This is a genomic window from Micromonospora maritima (assembly GCF_902825405.1).
GTDB lineage: Bacteria > Actinomycetota > Actinomycetes > Mycobacteriales > Micromonosporaceae > Micromonospora > Micromonospora maritima.
The window spans coordinates 1-3,189 of sequence record NZ_CADEAU010000568.1; the positions used below are offsets into that span (position 1 = coordinate 1).

The window sequence follows — 3,189 nt, forward strand, 5'->3', positions numbered from 1 at the left end:
AGGCGGCCGCGAGCGCGGTGGCGGCGCGGATGGTCGCGACCCGGTGCCGGACCGCCGCGCGGGTGAGCCGCCGCACCGACACCACCACCAGCACCGGTACGGCGACGAGCGCGGCCACGGCCACGACCACCGCGCCCACCTGGGCGGCCCGGCCGTAGGACTCGGCGAGGAACTCCGCCCCGGCGGCGAGGAAGGCCCAGTCGGCGATCAGGTCGAACCGGCGGTCGAGGACCGTGGAGAACCCGAGGTCGGCGATGGTCAGCACCAGGACCAGGCCGAGGAGCGCGCCGAGCACCGTGGCCAGCACCCGGCGCGGCCGGGCCGGCAGCGCCAGCAGCAGGGCCACCGGTACGGCGACAAGCGCCCGCCGCCAGTCGACGCCGATGCCCAGGGCCGCGCCGAGCGGGAACGCCAGGGCGACGGAGAGGAGCCCGGCGGCGAGACCCAGCGCGGCGACCTCACCGAGGATCAACGCGCCGATCCGGTGGGCCGGCCAGCCCAGGCAGGCGAGCACCGCCAGCTCGGGGCGCCGGTCCCGGACCGCGGCGGACACCGCGTTGCCGAGAAAGAGTACGCAGACCACCAGCACCAGGACGAAGAGTGCGGCGCTCTTGCGGTCCACCGCCTCGGTGATCACGGAGGCGACCCCGAGTGCCGACCAGCGTTCGGTCAGGCGCAGGGCGGGACGGCCGTAGGAGCCGGCCGGCAGCTCCACGGTCTGCGGCGCGGGAGAGGATCCGAGCGTGATGTCGACGTCGAGGCCGGTGGCCTGGGCGATCCGCTCGGCGATCAGGCGGACCCGCTCGGCCGAGCGTTCGCTGTAGCCGCCCACGTCGGCGGTCCGGACCCGGATCGCGCTGATCGGCGCGGTGCGCTGCGGTGTGCCGGCGCCGTCCAGCAGCTGACGCGCGCTGGCGAGATTGGTCAGCAGCAACGGCGGCGCGGACAGGTAGCCGGCCGGGTTGCCACCGGGCTCCAGCGGCCGGTCGCCCAGCGCGGCCCGGCTGCGGTCGTCGGCGCCCTCGGCCACCGGCGCCTCGTACGTCTCCAGCGGCACCGTGCCGACGTCACTGAAGCCGGTCAGCTTCTCCGGGTCGAACACGCCGACCGCCCGCCACTGGCGGAACGGGGTGACGGCGCCGCCGCCGGGCAGGGGAAGCCGGCGCAGGGTCCGCGCCCCGACGTCCTCGGTGAGCCAGGGGCGGGGCAGCCAGCTGAACTCGCGAACGTCACCGAAGACCTCGGGTGCGGCCGGTGGCACCGGGCTGGCGCGCAGCTCGCCGCCGGGTCGCTCCCCGTACGCCACGGGGCCGGGCTGCGTGATGGTCTGGAGCTGCCCGAAACAACAGCCACCCGGTTCGGAGACGCCGGCCGTGAGCCGGTTCCGGTAGGCGTCCGCCAGATCGGCCCGGACCACCCCGGCCGGCGTGCCGGTCGCCCGTCGGAGCCCCTGCTCCAGGTCGACGGCCGGCATTCCGGCCGGGCGGGCGGCGGGCAGCCGGGTGAGGGTGGCCCGCAGCTCGCTGTCGAGATAGGGACGGCTGGTGGCCAGCACCGGGACCGACCGGTTGAGCGCGGTGCCGAGCAGCTTCTCCTCCACCGCGTCGCCGGCGCGCAGGGGGCGGCCCGTCGTCACGGCGCCGTCGAGACCGACCAGGCGCTGTTCCGCGTCCGGGTCCACGGCGGCGAGCAGGAACGGCACGGTGACCGGCTCGGTCAGCGTCAGCCGGTCGGAGATCGCCGTCGCGGCGTCGCCGTTCTCCGCGAGCACGCGGTTCTCCGCCTCGAAGCGGCCGTCCGGCAGCAGCCGGACCGGGACGACCCACCAGTTGTCCCGCTCGGAGAGCGCGCCGCGGTTGCCGATCAGGGCGCCGCGCTGCGGGTCGCAGATCGGCCGGCTGCTGCCGTCCGGCTGCACCTCGCGGGCGACCGATCCGCAGACCTCGTCCACCGGGTAGCGCCGGCCGTCGGTGTAGCGGAGCTCCTCCGGGTGCTCCGGATCGACAATCGGATGGATGAGGGGGTGCGTGGTCACGTACACGTACCGGGCCTTGCCCGGCGCGGTGGACAGGCCGCGCTCGGCCACGTAGGTGGGGTCGACGCGGATCACCTGCCGGTCGAGGGACCGGTCGACCGCCGAGGTGAGGTCCAGCCGCAGCGGCACCGCCGAGGTCGAGTAGCCGATCATCGCGATGGGCGCGGCCACGTCCACTCCGGGGACCGCTCTGACCTGCTCGTACTGCGCCGTGGTGATGCCGCCGTAGGTGTCGGAGAGGTAGTTGGGCCGGACCAGCCCGCCGGCGGTCTCCAGAGGCGTACGCGTCCCCTGTGGCCGGACGAGGATGTCGTAGGCCGCCCGGGTGTTGCGCTCGACGGTGCCTTCGACGGCCAACCGCGAGGTGGTGGTGGCGCCGGTCAGGACGACGAAGCCGGTGGTGGCCACCAGCACGCCGGCCAGCAGCGCCACCGACCGCCCCGCACGGCCACGAAGCTGCCCCCAGATGACCTGGAACATGTCGCGCCTCCCCGTGTGCTGACCACACTGTGCGCGATACATTGTGACAATGCAAGGCCCCGTACGGGTGCCTGTCCGGAACCGGATCGGAGAAGACGGTGGCGATCCAGCACGCGGTCCTGGCCCTGCTCGCCCGCGGCCCGAGCTACGGCTACGAGCTGAAGAGCGCGTTCGAGGCGGCGGTCGGACCGCAGTGGGGGCCGCTCAACATCGGGCACCTCTACCAGATCCTCGACCGGCTCTCCCGGGACGGCCTCGTGGTCGCCGAGCGGAGGTCCCAGCCGGTCAAGCCCGACCGGGTCGTCTACGAGATCACCGCCGACGGCCGCGCCGAACTGGACCGTTGGCTGACCGCGCCCAGCCCGCGCAGCGGCGGCTTCCGGGACGACTTCTTCCTCAAGGTGACCGCCGCGGCCCGCTCCGGCGAGGCGTCCGTCGTCCGTACCGTGCTCACCAACCAGCGCGGCCACCTCATGCGCGAGCTGCGCAACCTCGACGGGTTGCGCCGCCGGGCCGACGACCCCGTGGTCCGGCTGCTGCTGTCGGCCGCGGGGCGGCACGTCGAGGCCGACCTTGCCTTCGTCGACGACGCCGAGGCGGCGCTGCTCGCCGACGGCGGCGTCACGCTCGCCGGCCTCGCCGACGCACCCCCGCCCGGCGGGACCGACCGGGCC

At 74.9% G+C, this 3,189-nt stretch carries 2 protein-coding genes; one reads left to right on the forward strand and one right to left on the reverse strand.

What is annotated here, in order from left to right; translation table 11 throughout:
- A partial coding sequence (locus tag HUW36_RS34675) for an FtsX-like permease family protein (protein ID WP_246248380.1) occupies positions 1-2,515 on the reverse strand: 2,515 nt, incomplete at its 3' end.
- 98 nt (positions 2,516-2,613) lie between these two features.
- Between HUW36_RS34675 and HUW36_RS29155 the strand changes: the two genes are divergently transcribed.
- Positions 2,614-3,189 (forward strand): PadR family transcriptional regulator (locus HUW36_RS29155; protein ID WP_174531053.1); only part of this gene is annotated, 576 nt, incomplete at its 3' end.